Below are 20,320 nucleotides of genomic sequence, written 5' to 3' on the forward strand. Positions count from 1 at the left end.
GACCGGGAAGGTTCGACGGTTCCTACCGTAGACCGAGGAACCGATGCAGGATGCGGCCGAGCTGCTCGGCGGAATAGGGCTTGTGCAGCAGCTCGAACCCGTGCGTGCCCTCCTGCGCCAGCACGTGACTGTAGCCGGACGCCAGGACCACTGGCAGGTGCGGCAGCCGCCGCTGCAGGGTCTTGGCGAGGTCCACGCCACCCATGCCCGGCATCACCACGTCGGAGAACACCATGTCGAAGCCGTTGCCGTCGGCGCCGAGCCGGTCCAGCGCCTCTTCGGCGTTGGCCGCCCAGGTCGGCCGGTAGCCGAGGTCTTCCAGGATCTGGGTCGCGAACTGGCCGACGCCGATGTTGTCCTCGACCACCAAGATACGCTGGCCGGTTCCCAAAGGAGCCAGCTCGCCGTCGTGCACGCGGTCGCGGGCTAGACTTTCCTCGGGCTCGACTTCGGGGAGGTAGAGGGTGAAAGTGGTGCCTTCCCCAATCGCGCTGGCCACGTCGACGTCGCCGCCCGACTGCTTGGCGAACCCGAACACCTGGGACAGCCCGAGCCCCGTGCCCTTGCCAATCTCCTTTGTGGTGAAGAACGGCTCGAAGATCCGCCCGATCCGGTCCGGGGGGATGCCTGAGCCCGTATCGGTCAGGGAGACCGCCGCGAAGGCCTCGCGCGAACTGGCATGGCCGCGGATGGCGGGAAGAGCCGCCCCGCACCCCAGGCGGAGGGTGAGCGTTCCCTCCCCGTCCATCGCGTCTCGGGCGTTGACCGCCATGTTGACCAGCGCGGTCTCGAACTGGCTCAGGTCCGCCCGGACGAAGCACGGCGCATGGGGCATATCCGTCACCACGCGGACGCGCGCGCCGGTGACGGTGTCGAGCATCTCGGCGATCCCGCCGACCTTCTCGCCGACGTCGAACACCTCGGGCTTGAGGGCCTGGCGGCGTGCGAAGGCCAGCAACTGGCCGGTGAGCTTGGCGGCCCGCTCCACGGTCTCCGAGACCGCGTTGAGGTAGCGGTCCTTGCGCGCCTCGGGCAGGTCCGGCCGGCGCAGGAAGTCCACCGACGAGCGGATGATGGTGAGCAGGTTGTTGAAATCGTGCGCGACGCCGCCGGTGAGTTGGCCGACGGCTTCGAGCTTCTGGGATTGGCGAAGCGCTTCCTGCGCATGTTCCAGGTCGGCCTGCCGCTCCCGCTCGACGGTGATGTCCCGCCCTGTCGCGTAGGTCAGGTTCCCGGCCGGCGCTGCGGTCCAGGAGATCCAGCGCGTCGAGCCGTCCCTGTGACGGTAGCGGTTGACGATGCGGGGCATCCCTCCCCCGGCCGCCTCGGTGTAAGCCTCGACCGTCTCGGCATGGTCCTCGGCCAGGACGAACTCGTTGACGTGGTGGCCGACGAGCTCGTGCGGCTCGTAGCCGAGCAGGTGGGTCCAGGCCGGGTTGACCCTCCGGAACACCCCCTCGAAATCGATGATCAGCATCAGGTCCGGGGCGGTGTCCCACATCAGGTCCCGCTCGGTGGTACGCTCCTGCACCCGCTGCTCAAGGGTCGCGTTCAGACAACGCACCTCGTCGAGCGCCCGCTCCAGATTTTCCTGGCTCTCCTTGAGGGCGGCGTCGGCCAGCATCCGCTGCGTGGTTTCGTTGGTGAAGATGAAGAGGCCTGCCACCGCTCCGTCGGCATCGAGCACGCGCGAGTAGGAGAAGGAGAACCACGTCTGCGCCGCCCCGCGGTCGGTGTCGAGCTTCCACGGAAGGTCCTCGAAGCGATGGCTGCGCCCGGCGAAGGCGTCCTCGATGATCGGCTGCGCCTGGTCCCAAGCGTCCGCCCAGACCCGGTCGAAGCGCTCGCCCGTAGCCCAGGCCAGCCGAGGGCCGAGCAGCCTAGAATAGGTGTCGTTGAAGAAGAAATGCAGGTCCGGCCCCCAGGCCAGGATCATGCTCTCGGGCGAGTTCAGGACCAGTGAGAGCGCGGTCTTGAAAGCTTGCGGCCACGTCTCGGGTTGCCCAAGAGGATGGCCCGACCAGTCGCGCTCGCGAATGAGGCGCGCGGCCTCACCGCCCCCGGAGAGGAACGCCGTCGCGTCGATCACCACCTCACGCCTCGCAGGACTCGGTTCGGGCCTCGGAAGCGGAGCACCGGCCTGGGCTCCATGTGTCGGTGACGAGAGGGTGGGCGGACATACGGATGTTCGGCCTCGGATTCGAAGAGGTGGAAAGCGTTTTCGCGCTGCAAGGCGTCAACGCTCGACGACGCGGCTCGGTCCGCAAGGCGCTCCGACTGCACCATCCTCGCCACGAAGGCGCGATCCCGGTCGTTCCATCCCGAATGGTTCCGGACGCGATGGACGGGCACGCACAGCCTGTCGGGCGTCGGGCGCCCGAGGACGGAACGGGATCGAGCGCCGTCCTCATCTGCCCTGCCGCGGCCGACCCGGGTAAGCGCCCTGCACCGCGACGGGGGCGGTGACGCGGTCCGCGAGATTCATCAGTTCTTGCCGCAGAGCCGACAGCGAGCCGTCCGACAGACCCACCCGGCATACGACGTCCTGCTGCGCCTTCGAGGCTTCCTCCTCCAGTCGACGCCCGGCATCGGTCAGGGCGACCAGCACCACCCGCCGGTCCGAGGTCCTGGCGCGGGCGACGAAGCCGGCGGCCTCCAGCCTGTCGACGAGCGGCGTGATCGCGCTGGGCCCGATGTGGAGCCGCGCGCCGAGTTCGCCGGCCGGACGATTTTCATGTCCCGCCGACAGGCCGGTTGTCGTGCGCAGACCTGCCGGTCACAGCAGCCGTTGGCTTGAGGCGGATCATCCGAGCCGGGCGAGGGCCTGAGCGGGGCTCATCCGGTCACACGCTCGCAGGGGCACCGAACCGTCGAGGGCGCGTTCGGGTTCAACGCGCATCGCGATCGACGCGTGGTTGGTAGGATATGGGAAGCATGATGTCGAAGAGCATCGATTTGTCGCCGGGCCGGCTTCTGCGTAAGGCGGGGCCGCCCCGGAAGCTCGACAGCTTCACCGGTATCGAGGTGCACGATCCCAGGCTCGAAGAGGCTCTGTCCCTCGATGAGGTGCCGTCGATCCTCTATCAATTCACCCTGCACGGCGAGGGCACGATCTGGGATGCGTCGCGCGACCGCCTGATCTGGTCCGACGTGCCGAACCGGCGCCTCCTCGCGTGGTATCCCGATGGCCGTGTCGAGGTCGCCATCGACAACACGCAGTTCATGAACGGCAATGCCGTCGATGCCGAGGGGCGCCTCGTCCATTGCGAGCATGGCCGACGCTGCATCAGCCGCTCGAACGCCGACGGCGAGCCGGAACCGATCGTCACCCACTACGAGGACAAGCGCCTGAACTCGCCCAACGACGTGACCGTGGCGCAGGATGGCTCGATCTGGTTCACGGATCCGACCTTCGGCATCCTCATGCCGAACCAGGGCAGCCTCGTCGATCCCGAACTCGACCACCGCAGCGTCTACCGGTTCGATTCCCGCGACGGCGCGTTGCGTCGCATGGCCGACTTCGAGCAGCCGAACGGTTTGTTCTTCTCACCGGACGGGCGCACACTCTACGTGTCCGACACGGCTCGGTCCCTCGGCGAGATCATCGGTGGCCACGCGCGCGACACCCACGAGATCCAGGCGTTCACCGTGGCTGCTACCGGCGAGCTCTCGGAGCGGCGACTGTTCTGCCGCACCGACCATGGTTATCCGGATGGGTTTGCCGTCGACGAGCGCGGCTGGGTCTGGACGACGGCCGGCGACGGCATCCACATCTACGCGTCGGACGGCATTCGCCTCGGTTTTATCCCGATGCCCGCCACGCCCTCGAACTGTTGCTTCGACGGCCCGGGCCGCGGTCGCCTGTTCATCGCCGCGCAATCTTACCTTCTGGCGGTCGACCTGCGCGCCTGAGCGGCGCTTGGTCCCTCGGACGACTACTTGAAGCGACCCGGTTGGTTTACAGTCGGCTCCACGTCGAGGCCCGTCACGATCATCACACAAGGCTGATCGCCGACGGTGCCCGACAGATGACCATTTTTGCCGTCGCGCTCCCTGGTGTTCTGGTCCTCGCCCATCATCAGTTCGCCCGGCCCCATCTCGACGCGGGTTCCGTCCATGGTCTCAACGAACCAGCGGCCCGACAGGATCGCGATCCACTGCGGCTTCGGGTTCTCGTGCCATTGCCCGACCCAGCCAACGGGGAGCACCGTGACCGTGACGTTGGACTTCGTCGGCTCCTGCTTGTCGTTCCATTGCGGGGCGGTCTCGGAGTTCACGCCCTCGAACGTGAACGCGTCGAGTTCGAATCGCGCCTGACGACTCACGCCGTCTACATCGGTGTAGACGTGCCAGTACGGCACCCGAGGCGGCGGGCCTCCGTTGTCCTGATTGGCCATAGGCTGTTCCTTCAACGGTTGTCGGGGATGGAGCGGCTCGCGGCGGCCCAGGGGCCGTTCGCCAGCGGATGCGCGACCACCTGCACGACCGGCGCGTAGGCACCGCCGATCACCACCAGAAGAAGCCCGCCGACGAGGCCGAAGTTCTTGAAGAAGTCCCAGAAATGGGTGCGGCCCTCACCGTTCTTCGACCAGAAGTCCGGGAACCGCCAGAACGGGTGATACATCAGTGCCGTGACGGCGCAGAAGCCGGCGAGCACGAAGGCCGCTGCCCGGTCGAACACCCCGACGACGATCAGAACCGGCGTCACCGCCTCGACCAGGATGCCGAGGATGAGCAGCAGGCTCGGGAAGGGCAACGGTCCGGAGCGCGCCTGCCCCATAGCCTCGTCCCAATGCGCGACCTTGTCGTAGGCGCTCAACGGAAACATGCCGACGAGGCAGATCTTGGCCAGGAGCGGCACGGCGACGAGATCGAGCCACGTCATCGGAAGTGGGACGTCGGGTGCATGGGAGGGTCCGGCGGGGGGAGGGCGGGAACGGTGTTCGGGTGCCCAACGCCGCTTGGCTTCCACGGTTGCCGCGCGACGCCGCAGGAGGGAGAGGATTTGCTGCAGCGCGGCGAGCACGATCCCGTGACTCCGGACGTTGGAACGTCTCCAAGCTTGTCCCGTTGGCGGGCGAACCCGTCCCGGAGCGGGCCGCAGCGTGAGACCGAGCGATGCCGCAAGACCACTACGACGTCATCGTTATCGGCTCGGGCCCCGGCGGCGGCTCGCTGACGTCGCGGCTGGCCAAGACCGGCAAGCGCATCCTGCTCTTGGAGCGCGGCGACTACCTTCCGCGCTCGCAGGACAACTGGTCGTCCAAAACCGTCTTCGTCGATGGCGCTTATCAAGCCAAGGAGACGTGGTACGGCGGCAACGGGCGGTCCTTCAGCCCGGCACTGCACTATTATGTCGGCGGCAACTCCAAGGTCTACGGCGCCGCCCTGTTCCGGCTGCGCGCGCGCGACTTCGGCGAGGTCCGTCACGTGGACGGCCTGTCACCGGCTTGGCCGGTCTCGTATGCGGAGTTCGAGCCGTACTACGCGCAGGCGGAGGCGCTGTTCGCAGTGCACGGCAACCGCGGCGAGGATCCGAACGAGCCGTGGTCAAGCGGTCCCTACGACCATCCGGCGGTCAGCCACGAGCCGCGCATCCAGAAGCTCTCGGACGACTGGGCCAAGCTCGGTCTCAACCCGTACCACCTGCCGCTCGGCATCAAGCTCGACGAGCGGAACGGCAAGCCGACGCCGACGAGCATCTGCATCCGCTGCGACGCCTTCGACGGCTTCCCGTGCCTCCTCAACGGCAAGGCCGACGCGCAGGTGATGACCGTCGACCCGACGCTCGCACGCCACGACAACGTCACCCTGCTCGTCAATGCCTACGTTTCGACGCTGGAGACCGATCCCTCGGGCCGGACGGTGACCGGGGTTCGCGTGACCCGCGAGGGGCAGGACGAGCGCTACACCGCCGACATTGTCGTGGTCGCGTGCGGCGCACTCTCCTCGGCGCTGCTGCTCCTGCGCTCGGCCAACGCGGCCCACCCGAACGGGCTCGCCAACGGCTCGGATCAGGTCGGGCGCAACTACATGCGCCACACCATGTCGGTGCTGATGGCCCTGTCGAAGGAGGTCAACGACACCGTCTTCCAGAAGACCCTCGCGGTCTCGGACTTCTACTTCGGATCGAAGGAGTGGGAGTTCCCGATGGGTCTGATCCAGATGTGCGCTAAGACGCATCCGGAGCAGATCCGCGGCGAGGAGTTTCCGAAATGGACCGGGTTCCTCCCGAACGCGCCGTTCGAGATGGTGGCGCGCCATTCCATGGACTTCTGGCTGCAGAGCGAGGACCTGCCGCACCCCGACAACCGGGTGATGCTGGGCTCGGACGGCCGGGTCATCCTCGACGTGCGCGAGACCAACCGCGAGGCGCACGACCGCCTGCGCGGCAAGCTCGAGGACCTGCTCCGGCCCGGCGGCCTCTACACCTACCTGTTCGAGCGCTCGCTCTACCTTGGCAAGGATATTCCTTTGAGTGGCACCGCGCACCAGGCCGGCACGCTGCGCTTCGGCACTGACCCGAAGGCGTCGGTGCTAAACCTGAACTGCAAAGCGCACGAGCTCGACAACCTCTACGTCACGGACGCGAGCTTCTTCCCGTCGATCGGCGCCGTGAACCCCACGCTGACGATCATCGCCAACGCCCTGCGCGTGGCCGACCACATCGCCGACAGGCTGGCCTAGGCAGCACAACGTTCCATCACGTGCATGCCGCCGGAAGGCTGGCCGACGCACTCGGCATGGGCTTCTTTGGGGAGAAGAATTTTGAGCAAACCTATCGAAAGCTATGCCTTGATCGGCGATGGGGAGACCGCCGCTCTGGTCGCTTGGGATGGCTCGATCGACTGGCTGTGCTGGCCGGATTTCGACGACGACGCGTGTTTTTGCGCGCTTCTCGGGACCGAGAAGAATGGCCGCTGGTCGATCGCCCCCCGGGGACCTGTCATACATGTCAGCCGTCGGTATCGCGGCGACACGATGATCCTCGAGACGGAGATGAGGACAGCCGACGGAACCGTTCGGATCACGGACTTCATGCCGATCCGCGAGACGCAATCGGCTCTGGTGCGTATCGTTGAGGGGCTGTCGGGCACCGTCGCATTGGAGTGCAACGTGTGTCCACGCTTCGATTACGGCGCCCTAAAGCCGTGGTGGGAGGTCTGCGAGGACGGCGCCGTGGCGGTAGCTGGCCGGCATCGTTTGACACTCCGCGCGAGCATGCCTGCCACTGTCGAGGATGGTGATGCGAAGGCGGCATTCACGCTGCGCGAGGGCGAGCGCCACACTTTCGTCCTATCCCGCACCTCCGCTTGGGACGCCGACGTGCCGCGCCTCGACATCGAGGCCGCGCTGACTGCAACGCAAGCTCATTGGGAGCGCTGGATCGCCGGTTTCGATGCCGCGCGAACCCGCTGGCCCGCTGCAGTCAAGCGCTCCCTCCTGACGCTGAAGGCCTTGACGCACGCGCGCTCGGGCGGACTGATCGCAGCGCCGACTACCAGCCTGCCCGAAGTGCCGGCCGGCGGCATGAACTGGGATTATCGTTACGCCTGGCTGCGCGATTCGACCTTCACGCTCGGCGCGTTTCTCAATGCCGGCTTCACAACCGAGGCGACCGCCTGGCGCGACTGGCTCCTGCGGGCCATCGCCGGAGATCCGGACGCGCTTCGCATCATGTACCGCGTCGACGGGTCGAGGCACCTGTCCGAATGGACCGTCGACGCCCTTCCCGGCTACCGGGAGGCGCGGCCCGTGCGTATAGGCAATGCCGCCTCCACCCAGAAGCAGCTCGACATCTACGGCGAGGTCCTCGACACCCTGGCTCTCGCGCGCAGGGCCGGCATAGAGGCAACGGACCATCAACGTGCGGTCGAACGGCGCCTCGTCGAACACCTCGCCCGGATCTGGCAGGATCGCGGTGCGGGGATCTGGGAATCGCGTGGGGATCCGAAGCGGTACACCTATTCCAAGGCCATGTGCTGGGTCGGCTTCGACCGGGTGCTCCGGCATTGCGACCCGTCCGAGACGCTTCGCGCGACGCTGACGGCGAACCGGGACCGGGCGCATGCTGAGGTCTGCCGCGAGGGCTGGAACGCCGGCCTCGGCACCTTCACGCAGAGCTATGGCAGCCATGAACTCGACGCGAGCCTCCTGCTCCTTCCGCTCGTCGGCTTCCTGAAGGCCGACGAGCCGCGCATGGCGGCGACGATCGAGCGGATCAGGACCGACCTCGACCAGGACGGCCTGATCCGACGCATGCGGGCGAAGGGGGACGCCAGCGACGAGGGGGCGTTCCTGCCCTGCTCGCTCTGGATGGCCGATTGCCTGCGGCTCCAGGGGCGACACGAATTGGCCGAAGCCTACCTCGAACGCGTGCTCGGCGTGGCCAACGATGTCGGGCTTCTCTCTGAGGAATACGACGTCCCCGGCCGCTGCCTCAGCGGGAACTTTCCGCAGGCCCTGACGCATCTCGGCGTCGTGAACACAGCGTTGAGCCTGTCCGGCCCGGTCATCGACCGCGGCGGCGGCTGACGGTCGCGCGCGAGCCACTCCGATCGCTTGGTTCTGCGAACGCCGCCCGAACGCTCGGACGCCGAGTGTCGCCTCGAGGAGATGACGCCATGCCCGAATTGCTTCGCCATGCAGGTGCGCCGCATCCGGTCCCGCACGTCGATGCGCCGCGGGCCGGCGATCCGCGCTTCGCGGCGGTCGTACCGCACGATGCGCGGCTCATATCCCTCTACGACCAGGCGACGTTCAGTGAGGGCCCCGTGTGGTGGCCGGCCCGGCAGCTGCTGGTCTGGTCCGATGTCGAGGGGCGCCGCGTCCTCGGCTGGCGGGAAGACGGGCGCGTGGAGGTGGTGGTCGACGCCACGCCGTTTATCAACGGGCATACGATCGACCGCGACGGCGCATTGATCCATTGCGAGCATGGGACGCGGCGCCTGTCGCGGACGATGCCGGATGGCCGCTACGAGATCGTCGTCGACGCGTATGGCGGCAAGCGGTTCAATTCGCCGGACGACGTGACTTGCGCTGCCGACGGCGCGTTGTGGTTCACCGACCCCGGCTACGGTCTCGTCCTGCCCAAGCAGGGTGCGCTCGCCGAGGCCGAACTCGACCATCGCAGCGTCTACCGGTTCGACCCGAACACCGGCGCGGTGTCACGCATGGCCGACCTCGAACAGCCCAATGGCCTCGCCTTCGCGCCCGACGAACGGACGCTCTACGTCACCGATACCTCCCGCTCCCTCGGCGGAGGGCGCCACACGATCTTCGCCTTCGACGTGGCCCACGACCACGCTCTGACGAACCGTCGCGTCTTCGCCGAGATTGAGCCCGGCATACCGGACGGCCTGCGGACCGACAGCCGCAGCTGGGTCTGGACGAGTTCGGAGGCTGGAATCCAGGTGTTCTCCGCCGAGGGGCATCGGCTCGGGCTGATCCCGACGCCGCAGGTCTGCTCCAACCTATGCTTCTCGCCCGACGAGCGGACGCTGTTCGTCACCTCGAAGCAGCACCTCTACGCGCTCGATCTCACCGGCCGAGCTGGGTGAGCCTGCCTCACGAGATCGTCAGATTGCGCGCAACTTAGCCAGGAACCGCACATCCACAGTCAGGTTAGCCAGGAACGAGCGCGCGACCCGACGCGGTGCACCTCGACGCCGGCCCGCAGCTTCCTCACCCGCACCGCCGTCTGCACGGACGCCGCCCCACATCGACAGGCACCAGACATGGCCGAAACCGTCGCCGACTTCTTCTGGAAACGTCTTGCCGAGTGGGGCGTGAAGAAGATCTTCGGCTACCCCGGCGACGGCATCAACGGCCTGCTCGGCGCGATGCAGCGCACCGACCTGCCTTTCGAGTTCATCCAAGTGCGCCACGAGGAGATGGCCGCCTTCATGGCGGCGGCCTACGCCAAGTTCACCGGCGAGGTTGGCGTATGCATGGCCACCTCCGGACCGGGCGCGACCCACTTGCTGACCGGCATGTACGATGCGCACATGGACCACGTGCCTCTGCTCGCCATCGCCGGGCAGCAGGCCCGCAACGTCAACGGCGCGCACTACCAGCAGGAATTCGACCTCACCAGTGTGTTCAAGGATGTCGCCGCCTACGTGCAGCAGGCCTCCTCGCCCGCCCAGGTCCGCCACATCGTCGATCGTGCCATGCGCATCGCCAAGGCGGAAAGGAAGGTCTCGGCGATCATCCTGCCCAACGACCTGCAGGACGTTCCCTACGAGGCACCGGTCCGGGCGCACGGCAACACGTTCTCCGGCGTCGGCTACACGGCGCCGAAGGTCGTGCCGTTCGAGGCCGACCTTCGCCGTGCCGCCGACGTGCTGAACGCGGGCAAGAAGGTCGCGATCCTTGTCGGCGCCGGCGCGCTGCACGCCACCGACGAAGTGATCGCGGTGGCGGAGAAACTCCAGGCGGGCGTCGCCAAGGCGCTGCTCGGCAAGGCGGCGCTGCCCGACGACCTCCCCTTCGTCACTGGCACGATCGGTCTCCTCGGCTCCAAGCCGTCCTCGGACATGATGGAGGAGTGCGACACCCTACTAATGATCGGCTCCGGCTTTCCCTGGGCCGAGTTCCTGCCCGAGGAAGGCCAGGCTCGCGGCGTGCAGATCGACATCGCGCCCGAGATGCTTTCGCTGCGCTACCCGATGGAGGTGCCGCTCTGTGGCGAGTCCGCCGAGACCCTTCGCCTTCTGCTGCCGCTCCTGGAACAGAAGAAAGAAGGCGGCTCCTGGCGCAAGGGCATCGAGAAGGGGATGGTCTCCTGGTGGAAGGAGGCCGAGGACCGGGCGATGGCCAAGGCCAACCCGGTCAACCCGCAGCGCGTCACGTGGGAACTGTCCCCGCGCATGCCCGAGCGGGCGATCATCACCTCTGATTCCGGTTCCTGCGCCAACTGGTTCGCCCGCGACCTGAAAATGCGCCGTGGCCAGATGTGCTCGCTGTCGGGTGGCCTCGCCTCCATGGGTGCCGCGGTGCCCTACGCCATCGCCGCTAAGGTGGCCCATCCCGATCGGCCGGTGATCGCGCTGGTCGGCGACGGCGCGATGCAGATGAACAACATGGCCGAGCTCATCACCGTCTCGAAGTACATGCACCGCTGGTCGAACAAGACCTGGATCTGCTGCGTGTTCAACAATGAGGACCTGAATCAGGTCACCTGGGAGCAGCGGGTGATGGAGGGCAACCCGAAGTTCGAGGCGAGCCAGACGATCCCGAACGTGCCCTACCACAAGTTCGCCGAGCTCATCGGACTGAAGGGCATCTACGTCGACGATCCGGAGTGTATGGGCGCGGCCTGGGACGAGGCTCTGGCGAGCCCGGTGCCGGTGGTGCTGGAGGTGAAGACCGATCCCGAGGTGCCGCCGCTGCCGCCGTTCTTCACCTTCCAGCAGGTGCGGAACTTCATGTCGATGCTCGGCAAGGGGGACCCGAAGGAGCGCCACCTGCTCGTCGACACCGCGCGGCAGGTACTGAGCTCCGTCCTGCCCGGCAGCAAGTAGGATCGGCCTCCCGGCACGCGGGAAGACCCGTCGATCGGATCGATGACGGCGCGAGCCTTCCGGGATCTTGCGCGGATCGGAAGCTACTGTCTCGATAAGGTACCGGTTCCACATCGCGGGGCGATCCGGCCCAGACGCTTGCTCGAATTCCAGGACATCGATGCCTATGCCGTCTAGTCGCGCGCCGCATCTGCGCGAGCGTCACCGATCCTCGGCGGATGCCGCAGGTGGCGTTGTGCCGCCGACCCTTCGTCGGGCCTCGCCGTTGTGCCTGGAACTTCCTGGACATCCGGTCGCGACGCTCGCCCTCGCCGCCGCCGGCGCGGGCCTGCTGACTTGGCTCGCCGCCGGTCGATCGAAGCGTGCAGGTCCGGCGTCCCAGGGCGGCCGGCAGGCACTGCCCGATCGTGGGCGCAGCTACGGTTCGCGCGGCGCGGAAGTGACCGCCAGCGCCGCGCAACGTCTCAACCACGCCTCCTCCATGCTCGCCGCCTCCGTGCTGTTCGATTCGGGACTGGAGCATTATCGCGGCCAGTTCTTCAACCGGGCGATGTACACCCCGATCGTGGTGTCGAGCATCACCCTGGCCTCGTCGCTGCACGGGGCGGGCGACACAGACCCCGGCAGTTCGCGGGTTCGCCACGCCGCGCAGGCCCTCGCCGGGCTCACCGGCCTCGTGGGCTTCGGCTTCCACGCCTGGAACGTCGGCAAGCGTGAGGGCGGGTATTCCTTCCAGAACCTGTTCTATGCCGCCCCGATCGGGGCGCCGATGGCGCTGACGCTCGCCGGCATCCTCGGCGTCGTCGCCGAACGGGTGCGCGATGCCGACCCGGACGCGCCGGAGCTGGCCGGCCTGCCCGCCGGCAAGGTCCTCGCCCTGGCCACCGCCGGGATGCTGCTCGGCACGACCGCGGAGGCCGGGCTGCTGCATTTCCGCGGTGCGTTCCAGAACCCGGCCATGCTGCTGCCGGTGACGCTGCCGCCGCTCGGCGCCGCGGCGCTGGCGCTCGCCGCCACCCGCGCACCCGGCGCGTCCCAGACCGAGGCCAAGGCGGCGATGTGGGCGGTCTCGGCCATGGGGATCATCGGCGTAGCCTTCCACGCCTACGGCGTTGCCAGAATGATGGGCGGCTGGGGCAACTGGCGCCAGAACCTCATCGACGGGCCGCCGCTCCCGGCGCCTCCCTCCTTCTCCGGCGTCGCGCTGGGCGGTCTCGCCGCCCTCGAACTCCTCGAACGTCACCGCTCCCGGTTCTAGCCCCCGAGGTCCCGTGCAATCCCGAAAAGACCTCTTTCCAGGCTACGACGTGCTCGCCAAGCGCGACACGCCCTCCTGGAATCCCAAGACCCGGTCCGTGATCGACGAGCGGCTGGCGATCACGCCGAGAACGCACCGCTTTCTCGACGCAGCGGAGTTCGCCACCCTCCTGGCTGTCGCCGGGCGCATCGTGCCCCAGCCGGCCGGCCGCACCGATCCGGTGCCGGCGGCGGCGATGGTCGACCACAAGCTCGCGAGCGGGGAGCACGACGGCTACCGTCAGGCCGGCCTGCCCGAGCAGGGCACGGCGTGGCGCCTCGGCCTCAAGGCCCTCGATGCCGAGGCGCGTGCGGCCTTCGGCGCGGCCTTCGGCGAGCTCGGTGCCTGGGCGCAGGATATGCTGCTGAAGACTTGCGAAGACGGCGCGCTGCGCGGTCCGGCCTGGGCCGACATGCCGAGCGACCTGTTCTTCAAGAAGCGGATCATCCCCGATCTCGTGAAGGCCTACTACGCCCATCCCACGGCCTGGAACGAGATCGGCTGGGGCGGTCCGGCGAGTCCGCGCGGCTACGTCCGCATGGATTTCGACCGGCGCGACCCATGGGAGGCGACCGAGGCCAAGCCCGGCCGCGAGGAAGAGGCCTACCAAGAGAACCTGCGCGTCGGCCGCTGAGGATCGTTGATCGACATGCGACTTTCCGGAACCGGCACCGCCGCAGACAATCCGAGCCGCGGCACGCCCGCCGACGATCCGATGCACCGGCCCCGCGCCGTCGACGGGCGCGCGCCTGACGTGATGCGCAGGGGCGAGTGGGTGCCGATGCGCCAGTTCCGCGACGAGGAGGAGGTCGATTTCGTCATCGTCGGCACCGGCGCCGGGGGTGGGACGCTGGCGTGCCGCCTGGCCGAGCACGGCTTCACGGTCGCGGCGCTGGATGCCGGCCCGTACTGGCGCCCGCTGGAGGACTTCGCCTCCGACGAGATGCATCAATCGAAGCTCTACTGGACCGACGAGCGCATCGTCGACGGCGAGAACCCGTTGCAGATGGGCTCGAACAATTCCGGCAAGTCGGTGGGCGGCTCCACCGTGCACTATGCCATGGTCGCCCTGCGGTTCCGGCCCGAATGGTTCAAGTCGCGCACGCTGCTCGGCTACGGTGCGGACTGGCCGCTCGATTGGCGCGAGATGTGGTCGTACTACGATCAGGTCGAGGACGACTTGAAGATCTCCGGTCCGGTCACTTATCCGTGGGGCCCCAAGCGCCCGCGCTACCGCTACCGTGCCCACGAGCTGAACGCCGCCGCCAAGGTGCTCGCCCGCGGGGCCGAGGCGATGGGCATCGACTGGACGCCGACGCCGCTCGCCACCGTCTCGGCACCGCGCGGCGACAGCCCCCCTTGCGTCTACCGCGGCTTCTGCACGGTCGGCTGCTCCACGAACGCCAAGCAGAGCGTCCTCGTGACCTACCTGCCGCGGGCGCTGGCGGCCGGTGCGGAGATCCGAGATCTCGCCATGGTCGGGCGGATCGAGACCAAGGACGGGCGCGCCACAGGGGTGCACTATTTTCGCGATGGGCGCTGGCGCTTCCAGCGCGCCAGGAACGTGGTGGTGGCGGGCTACGCCATCGAGACGCCGCGCCTGCTCCTGATGTCGGCCAACCGCGAGTTTCCGGACGGGCTCGCCAACTCCTCCGGTCTGGTGGGCAAGAACCTCATCGTCCAGGGCAACCAGGCCGTCTGGGGCGACTTCGAGGAAGAGATCCGCAGCTACAAGGGGCCGCCCTCACTCGCTGTCACCGAACATTGGAACTACGAGGATCGGGGCAAGGATTTCCATGGCGGCTACTGTTACATGAGCCAGGGGCCGCTTCCGACGCTCTGGGGCAGCACTCAGGCCGGTGCGCACGGCCTCTGGGGCGAGGCGCTGGTCTCCGAGATGCAGCGCTACAATCACGTCGCCGGGCTGAAGATCGTCTCGGAATACCTCGCCCAGGAGCGCAACCGGGTCACCCTCTCCGACGAGACGGATCAGTACGGGCTGCCCATCCCGCGCATCACCTATTCCTGGTGCGACAACGACAAGGCTCTGAACCGTCACGGCCTCGATTTCATGGGCCAAGCCCTCGCCGCCGCGGGCGGTCGCAACATCTGGGAGCAGGGCGACGACACCAACCACCTCTACGGCACCGCCCGGATGGGTCACGATTCCAAGACCTCGGTCGTGAACGGCGATTGCCGTTCCTGGGACATCCCCAACCTCTGGGTCTGTGATGGCTCGGTCTTCCCGACGACCGGCGGCGTGAACCCGTCGCTCACCATCCAGGCGATCGCCTTGCGCACGGCCGACCGGATCAGGGCGATGGCACGCGGCGGGGACCGCCGCGATGCCTGAGGCCTTAGGCGCGCCGCCGCGCCCGAACCGTCACGGCAGGGCGTCCTCCCGTCTCGCGTCGTCTCTTGTCGCGTTCGCGCTGCTGCCGCTCGGTGGCTGCGGCATTCTCGATCACGGCATGCTCGGCGCAGCGGGGCCGGTCGCCGATCAGACGCGCAGCCTGTTCCTGCTCGTCTGTATAATCCTGATCTTCGTCGTCGGGCCGGTGCTGGTACTGACCCCCCTCTTCGCCTGGCACTACCGCCTTTCCAACACGAAGAGCGCCTACCGCCCGCAATGGGGCTTCAACTGGCCGCTCGAAGGTTTGATCTGGATTCCCCCGGTGATCATCGTGGTCGTTCTCGCCGTGTTCCTCTGGCGGGACACCCACCGTCTCGATCCCTACAAGCCGCTCGCGTCGCCCTATCCCCCGGTCGAGGTCCAGGTGGTCGCGCTCGATTGGAAGTGGTTGTTCATATACCCCGACGAAGGCGTTGCCACCGTCAACCGGCTCGTCATTCCCGCTGGCCGGCCCGTCCATCTCAGCCTGACCAGCGGCACCGTGATGCAGTCGTTCTTCGTCCCGCAACTGGCTGGCCAGATCTACGCGATGGCGGGCATGACCACGCAGCAGAACCTCGCTGCACATGCACCCGGAAAGTTCCGCGGCGAGAACACGCAATTCAACGGAATGGGTTTTCAGAATCAGAAATTTTCCGTCGAGGCCGAGACGGGGGACGATTATCGGGCATGGCTCGCGCAGGCCCGTGCAGGCGGCAAGACCCTGGACTTGGCCACATTCAAGACCCTGTCGGCGCGGTCCGTCCAAGCCGACCCGATTCAGTTCGGCGCGACCGCTTCTGGCCTGTTCGAGGCAATCGTCGCGATGAATGACCCGGGCATGCACGGCGCCCACGGACATGGACACCGATGACCGACGCAGCGATCCGATACGCACTTTTCGGCCGCCTAGACGCGAAGGCGTTTCCCTTCGTCCGAGCCTGGGAGAACCCGAATCTCAGCGAGATCATCGGCGCGGCCGCGGGTGCGATGGTGGTGATCGGCGCCGTGGCCCTCGTCGTGGTGCTGACGTGGAAGCGGTGGTGGCGACCGCTGTTCCTCGATTGGCTGACCAGTCTCGACCACAAAAAGATCGGCATCATGTACGTCGTCATCGCCGGGGTCATGCTCAGCCGTGCCCTGATCGAAGCGGTTCTGATGCGGGCGCAGCAGTCGCTCGCCGTCAACGCTCCCGGCATCGTCGCTCCCGAGCACTTCGCGCAGCTGTTCAGTACGCACGGCACGATCATGATCTTCTTCATGGCGATGCCGTTCCTGACGGGCCTGATCAACTACGTGGTGCCGCTCCAGATCGGCGCGCGCGACGTCGCCTTTCCGCTCCTCAACTCGATCAGCCTGATGCTGACGGCGGGAGGCGCCGGCCTCGTGATGATCTCTCTGGCCGTCGGAGAGTTTTCGACCGGTGGCTGGTCCGGCTATCCCCCCTATACGGAAACGGCGTTCCAACCCGGCGTCGGCCCCGACTACTGGATCTGGGCGATCACCTTGTCGTCCCTCGGCACGACCCTCTCGGGGCTGAACTTCGCCGCGACGATCTACAAGAAGCGGTGCCCGGGGATGCATCTCACGCGCATGCCGCTGTTCTGCTGGACCGCGTTGTGCACCTCGATCCTGATGATCTTCGCGATGCCGCCGCTGACGCTCGCGACCGCCCTGCTCGCCCTCGATCGGTATCTCGGTTTTCACTTCTTCACCAACGATCTCGGCGGCAACATGATGAACTACGTGAACCTCTTCTGGCTATTCGGCCATCCGGAGGTTTACATTCTTATCCTGCCGGCTTTCGGGGTGTATTCGGAGGTGATTTCGGCGTTCTCGTCCAAGGAGCTCTACGGTTACAAGTCGCTGGTCATCGCCACGATGGCGATCGGGGTGCTCTCGTTCACGGTCTGGCTCCACCATTTCTTCACGATGGGCCAGAGCGCCAACGTCAACGCCTTTTTCGGCGTCGCCACCATGACGATCGCCGTGCCGACCGGGGTCAAGGTCTACGACTGGATCTGGACGATGTTTCGCGGCGAACTCCGTTTCACGCCGCCGATGCTGTTTTCCGTCGCCTTCATCATGACCTTCGTGCTCGGCGGCATCACCGGCGTCATGCTCGCCATCCCGCCGATCGACTTCGTCGTGCACAACACCGTCTTCCTGGTGGCCCACTTCCACAACGTGCTGATCCCCGGCCTGCTCTATGGCATGATTGCCGGCTATCAGTATTGGTTCCCGAAGGCGTTCGGGTTCCGGCTCTCGGAAGGGTGGGGTAAAATCTCGTTCGTGTGCTGGGTCGTGGGCTTCTACCTCGCCTTCATGCCGCTCTACGTACTCGGGCTCGGCGGCATGGCGCGCCGCTCGCAGGCGCTGTTCGACCCGGACTATGAACCCTGGCTCATCGTGGCCGTCGTGGGCGCCTTCATCCTGCTGGCCGCCCTCGCCACGCTGTTCGTGCAGCTCTGGGTGAGCATCCGCGACCGCGAACACAACCGCGTTCCCGTCGGCGACCCTTGGGATGCGCGCGGCCTCGAATGGTCGATCCCCGCACCGCCGCCGGAGTACAACTTCGCCACGATCCCTCGGGTTTATCACCTCGACGCCTTCTACTGGCGCAAGGCGCGCGGGGATGCGTACAAATTTGCCGACAGCTACGCCGACATCGTGATCCCGAAGAACAGCTGGGTCGGCCCGATCGTCGGGGGTGCTGGCGCAGCCTGCGCCTTCGGCTTGGTCTGGCACATCTGGTGGCTGACGATTCTGGGGTTCGCAACCGCTTGGCTCGCGGTGATCGCGCGCAGCTTCGTGAGAGACACTCACCGCACGATCCGGGCCGCCGAGGTCGAGTCGACTGAGCGCCGCTGGCTCGCCCTGGCGGCCGCGACGCGGCCGATACCGCGCCGTCTGGAAGAGAGCTCGGCCAATCTCGGCCTCGCGGAACCCTTCCCACCGGAGGTGACGGCGTGAGTGGCCCGCAATTGAAGCATGTCGGACTGAACCTCACCGGCTCCGACGAACTCGAACCGGGCGAGGCCGCGCTTGGCCTTTACGGGTTCTGGATCTTCCTGATGAGCGATGCGGTGCTGTTCGCCCTGCTCTTCGCGGTCTATGGCACGCAGCTGTCGGCAACCGTCGGCGCTCCCGGACCGGAGGCGGAGTTCAAGCTCGGCAGCGCGTTTCTCGAGACGCTGATCCTGCTGACCAGCAGCCTGACCTTCGGGCTCTCGGCGATCGCGATGAAGTATGACCGGACACGGACCGGTCTCGTCGTCTGGCTGTGCGTCACCCTCGCCCTTGGCCTCGCCTTCCTCGGCTTCGAGATCCACGATTTTGTGGCGATGTTCCGCGATGGCGCCACGCCGGATCGTAGCGGCTTCCTCTCGGCCTTCTTTGCGCTCGTCCCGACGCACGGCCTCCACGTCACCGCGGGCTGCCTCTGGATCGCGGTGATGCTCGTTCAGATCGCGGTCCACGGTACGGACCCTCGGGTCAAGCTCGACCTGCTGAAGCTCGGCCTGTTCTGGCACTTTCTCGATATCGTCTGGATCGCGATCTTCTCCGTGGTCTATCTTCAGGGAACACTCGGATGAATGCGCGAGGCCGATCCAAGGGCGCCATCCTGCTGAAGGCCGTCGGCGCTGCGGCCCTGCTCGGAACCGCGCGCGCGCTGACCGGCTTCGCGAACCGGGAACCGCGGCAGGCAGGCGCGGGCAAGGCTCGAACCGAGGATGCGGAGCATTCCAGGCGGGACGACCTGATGACCTACGGCGTCGGTTACGGACTGGCGCTGCTTCTGACCGGGGCCGCCTTCGCCGTCGTTACGTGGCGCTGGGCGGCGGGAGCGACGGCGCTCGGGATCGTCTTCACCCTCGCGCTGCTCCAGGCCATCGTGCACTTCCGCTTCTTCCTGCACGTCGACTTGAAGCGCTCGGCCCGCGACGATCTTCAACTGATCCTCTTTTCCACTCTCATCGTCTGTCTGATGGTGGGCGGCACCCTCGTCGTACTTCTCAACCTGCGCATGCGGATGATGTAGACGATCGAGGCGCCACCCATGCCGTCTACCGAAGCCGGCGTGGCGTTTCCGTGGCCCTGGCGATCGATAGGGTGCCGAGCAGCACGGCGCCGAGCGCAGTGGCGATGCCGAGCTTGAGCCAGCGCGGATCGGCGGCCGGCACCGTGGCGACCGCTCGATCGTCGAAACGTCCGTGCGCGCCGGGATCGGTATCGACGGGCTCGTAGAGGTTGTCCGGTCGGCCTTCAAGTGCGGCCTGGCTCGTCATCTCACCGCGATAGCCGTGGCGTGCGAGATATCTGTCGATCCAGCCCGGAATGATCATGTTGCCGATGATCGCCTTCCAGGTCGGGACACCGATCCAGAGTTCCCGGGGCGCGGTGTGCGCCGCTCGATAGACGTGGCGCGCGATCGCCTCCGGCTGGTAAATCGGCGGCACCGGCTCCAGCCGACGCGGCATGCGCGTGCGCGCCCAGTCGAATTGAGGCGTGTTCACCGCCGGCAGCTGCACCATCGTCAACCGCACCCGGCTGCCATCGTGCAGCAATTCGCTGCGCAGACTGTCGATGAATCCGCGTACGGCGGCCTTGGCAGCACAGTAGCTCGACTGCAACGGGATCGAACGGTACGCCAAGGCGGATCCAATGCAGACGATGGATCCGGCGTTGCGCGCTTGCATGTGCTTCAGGGCCGCGAGTGTGCCGTGAACCTGACCGAGATATGTTACCTCGGTCGCCCGCCTGTACTCCTTCGGCGATGTCTGCTGCACGGGCGCGTAGATCGTCACCATGGCGACGTTGATCCAGACGTCGATGCCACCGAACTCCGTCACGGTCTCGTCCGCCGCGCGCATGACGGCGTCGGCGTCCGCGACGTCGACCTGATGGGGCAGCGCCCGGCCTCCGGCGCGCTCGATATCGCGCACCGTTCCTCGCAATCCGGCCTCGCCCCGTGCCAGTACCGAGACGTTCCAGCGATTCCGGGCGAACTCATGTGCGATCGCCCGCCCCACTCCGGCGCTGGCCCCCGTTATCACCACGGTGGGACGTCGGTCGGCTCTACTCTCGCGGTTCATTGATCGCCCA

Annotated in this window: 17 protein-coding genes and 1 pseudogene; 12 read left to right on the forward strand and 6 right to left on the reverse strand. The window is 67.0% G+C overall.

Going from position 1 to position 20,320, the window contains the following annotated elements; genetic code table 11:
* Positions 1-22: 22 nt before the first annotated feature.
* The 3 genes and pseudogenes from MKK84_RS32565 to MKK84_RS35605 all read right to left on the reverse strand — a co-directional run.
* A complete protein-coding gene (locus tag MKK84_RS32565; protein WP_409566571.1) occupies positions 23-1,936 on the reverse strand; it encodes a PAS domain-containing protein in 1,914 nt (637 codons plus the stop codon).
* A 471-nt stretch (positions 1,937-2,407) separates the two neighbouring features.
* Positions 2,408-2,611 (reverse strand): hypothetical protein, encoded by a 204-nt coding sequence (locus MKK84_RS32570; protein WP_243926726.1) that lies wholly within the window; start codon positions 2,609-2,611, stop codon positions 2,408-2,410.
* A 6-nt stretch (positions 2,612-2,617) separates the two neighbouring features.
* Positions 2,618-2,767: pseudogene (locus MKK84_RS35605) on the reverse strand (MarR family transcriptional regulator); the annotation flags it as partial.
* A gap of 167 nt (positions 2,768-2,934) precedes the next feature.
* On the opposite strand from MKK84_RS35605, the gene MKK84_RS32580 reads away from it, so the two are divergent.
* Positions 2,935-3,912 (forward strand): SMP-30/gluconolactonase/LRE family protein, encoded by a 978-nt coding sequence (locus MKK84_RS32580; protein WP_243926728.1) that lies wholly within the window; start codon positions 2,935-2,937, stop codon positions 3,910-3,912.
* 23 nt (positions 3,913-3,935) lie between these two features.
* On the opposite strand, the gene MKK84_RS32585 is transcribed toward MKK84_RS32580, so the two are convergent.
* On the reverse strand, positions 3,936-4,397 hold the full coding sequence (locus MKK84_RS32585; RefSeq protein WP_243926730.1) for a cupin domain-containing protein: 462 nt from the start codon (positions 4,395-4,397) through the stop codon (positions 3,936-3,938).
* Between the two features lie 11 nt (positions 4,398-4,408).
* On the reverse strand, positions 4,409-4,885 hold the full coding sequence (locus MKK84_RS32590) for a DoxX family protein (protein WP_243926732.1): 477 nt from the start codon (positions 4,883-4,885) through the stop codon (positions 4,409-4,411).
* A 233-nt stretch (positions 4,886-5,118) separates the two neighbouring features.
* Between MKK84_RS32590 and MKK84_RS32595 the strand changes: the two genes are divergently transcribed.
* The 11 genes from MKK84_RS32595 (at position 5,119) to MKK84_RS32645 (ending at position 19,256) form a co-directional block, all read left to right on the forward strand.
* Positions 5,119-6,687 (forward strand): GMC oxidoreductase, encoded by a 1,569-nt coding sequence (locus MKK84_RS32595; RefSeq protein ID WP_243926734.1) that lies wholly within the window; start codon positions 5,119-5,121, stop codon positions 6,685-6,687.
* An 81-nt stretch (positions 6,688-6,768) separates the two neighbouring features.
* Positions 6,769-8,535 (forward strand): glycoside hydrolase family 15 protein, encoded by a 1,767-nt coding sequence (locus MKK84_RS32600; protein WP_243926736.1) that lies wholly within the window; start codon positions 6,769-6,771, stop codon positions 8,533-8,535.
* An 89-nt stretch (positions 8,536-8,624) separates the two neighbouring features.
* Positions 8,625-9,560, forward strand: a complete 936-nt coding sequence (locus MKK84_RS32605) for an SMP-30/gluconolactonase/LRE family protein (RefSeq protein WP_243926738.1) — start codon at positions 8,625-8,627, stop codon at positions 9,558-9,560.
* Positions 9,561-9,737: 177 nt separating this feature from the next.
* Positions 9,738-11,525 (forward strand): thiamine pyrophosphate-requiring protein, encoded by a 1,788-nt coding sequence (locus MKK84_RS32610; protein WP_243926740.1) that lies wholly within the window; start codon positions 9,738-9,740, stop codon positions 11,523-11,525.
* A 166-nt stretch (positions 11,526-11,691) separates the two neighbouring features.
* A complete protein-coding gene (locus MKK84_RS32615) occupies positions 11,692-12,783 on the forward strand; it encodes a hypothetical protein (RefSeq protein ID WP_409566570.1) in 1,092 nt (363 codons plus the stop codon).
* Between the two features lie 13 nt (positions 12,784-12,796).
* Positions 12,797-13,456 carry a gluconate 2-dehydrogenase subunit 3 family protein gene (locus tag MKK84_RS32620; RefSeq protein ID WP_243926744.1) on the forward strand — a complete coding sequence of 220 codons (660 nt, stop codon included), beginning with the start codon at positions 12,797-12,799 and terminating at the stop codon, positions 13,454-13,456.
* Positions 13,457-13,471: 15 nt separating this feature from the next.
* The gene (locus MKK84_RS32625; RefSeq protein WP_243926747.1) at positions 13,472-15,175 is read left to right on the forward strand and encodes a GMC family oxidoreductase; all 1,704 of its coding nucleotides are present in this window, start codon (positions 13,472-13,474) and stop codon (positions 15,173-15,175) included.
* On the forward strand, positions 15,168-16,088 hold the full coding sequence (locus tag MKK84_RS32630) for a cytochrome ubiquinol oxidase subunit II (RefSeq protein WP_243926748.1): 921 nt from the start codon (positions 15,168-15,170) through the stop codon (positions 16,086-16,088). The genes MKK84_RS32625 and MKK84_RS32630 overlap by 8 nt, the downstream gene beginning before the upstream one ends.
* On the forward strand, positions 16,085-18,187 hold the full coding sequence (locus MKK84_RS32635; RefSeq protein WP_243926750.1) for a cbb3-type cytochrome c oxidase subunit I: 2,103 nt from the start codon (positions 16,085-16,087) through the stop codon (positions 18,185-18,187). Before MKK84_RS32630 ends, MKK84_RS32635 begins: the two co-directional genes overlap by 4 nt.
* Positions 18,184-18,810, forward strand: coding sequence for a cytochrome c oxidase subunit 3 (locus tag MKK84_RS32640; protein WP_243926751.1), 627 nt, complete (start codon positions 18,184-18,186; stop codon positions 18,808-18,810). Before MKK84_RS32635 ends, MKK84_RS32640 begins: the two co-directional genes overlap by 4 nt.
* A complete protein-coding gene (locus MKK84_RS32645; RefSeq protein ID WP_243926753.1) occupies positions 18,807-19,256 on the forward strand; it encodes a cytochrome o ubiquinol/quinol oxidase subunit IV in 450 nt (149 codons plus the stop codon). The genes MKK84_RS32640 and MKK84_RS32645 overlap by 4 nt, the downstream gene beginning before the upstream one ends.
* A 25-nt stretch (positions 19,257-19,281) precedes the next feature.
* On the opposite strand, the gene MKK84_RS32650 is transcribed toward MKK84_RS32645, so the two are convergent.
* The gene (locus MKK84_RS32650) at positions 19,282-20,310 is read right to left on the reverse strand and encodes an SDR family oxidoreductase (RefSeq protein ID WP_243926754.1); all 1,029 of its coding nucleotides are present in this window, start codon (positions 20,308-20,310) and stop codon (positions 19,282-19,284) included.
* Between the last annotated feature and the right edge of the window lie 10 nt (positions 20,311-20,320).

This window comes from Methylobacterium sp. E-065, assembly GCF_022829605.1.
In the GTDB taxonomy this organism is placed as follows: Bacteria; Pseudomonadota; Alphaproteobacteria; order Rhizobiales; family Beijerinckiaceae; genus Methylobacterium.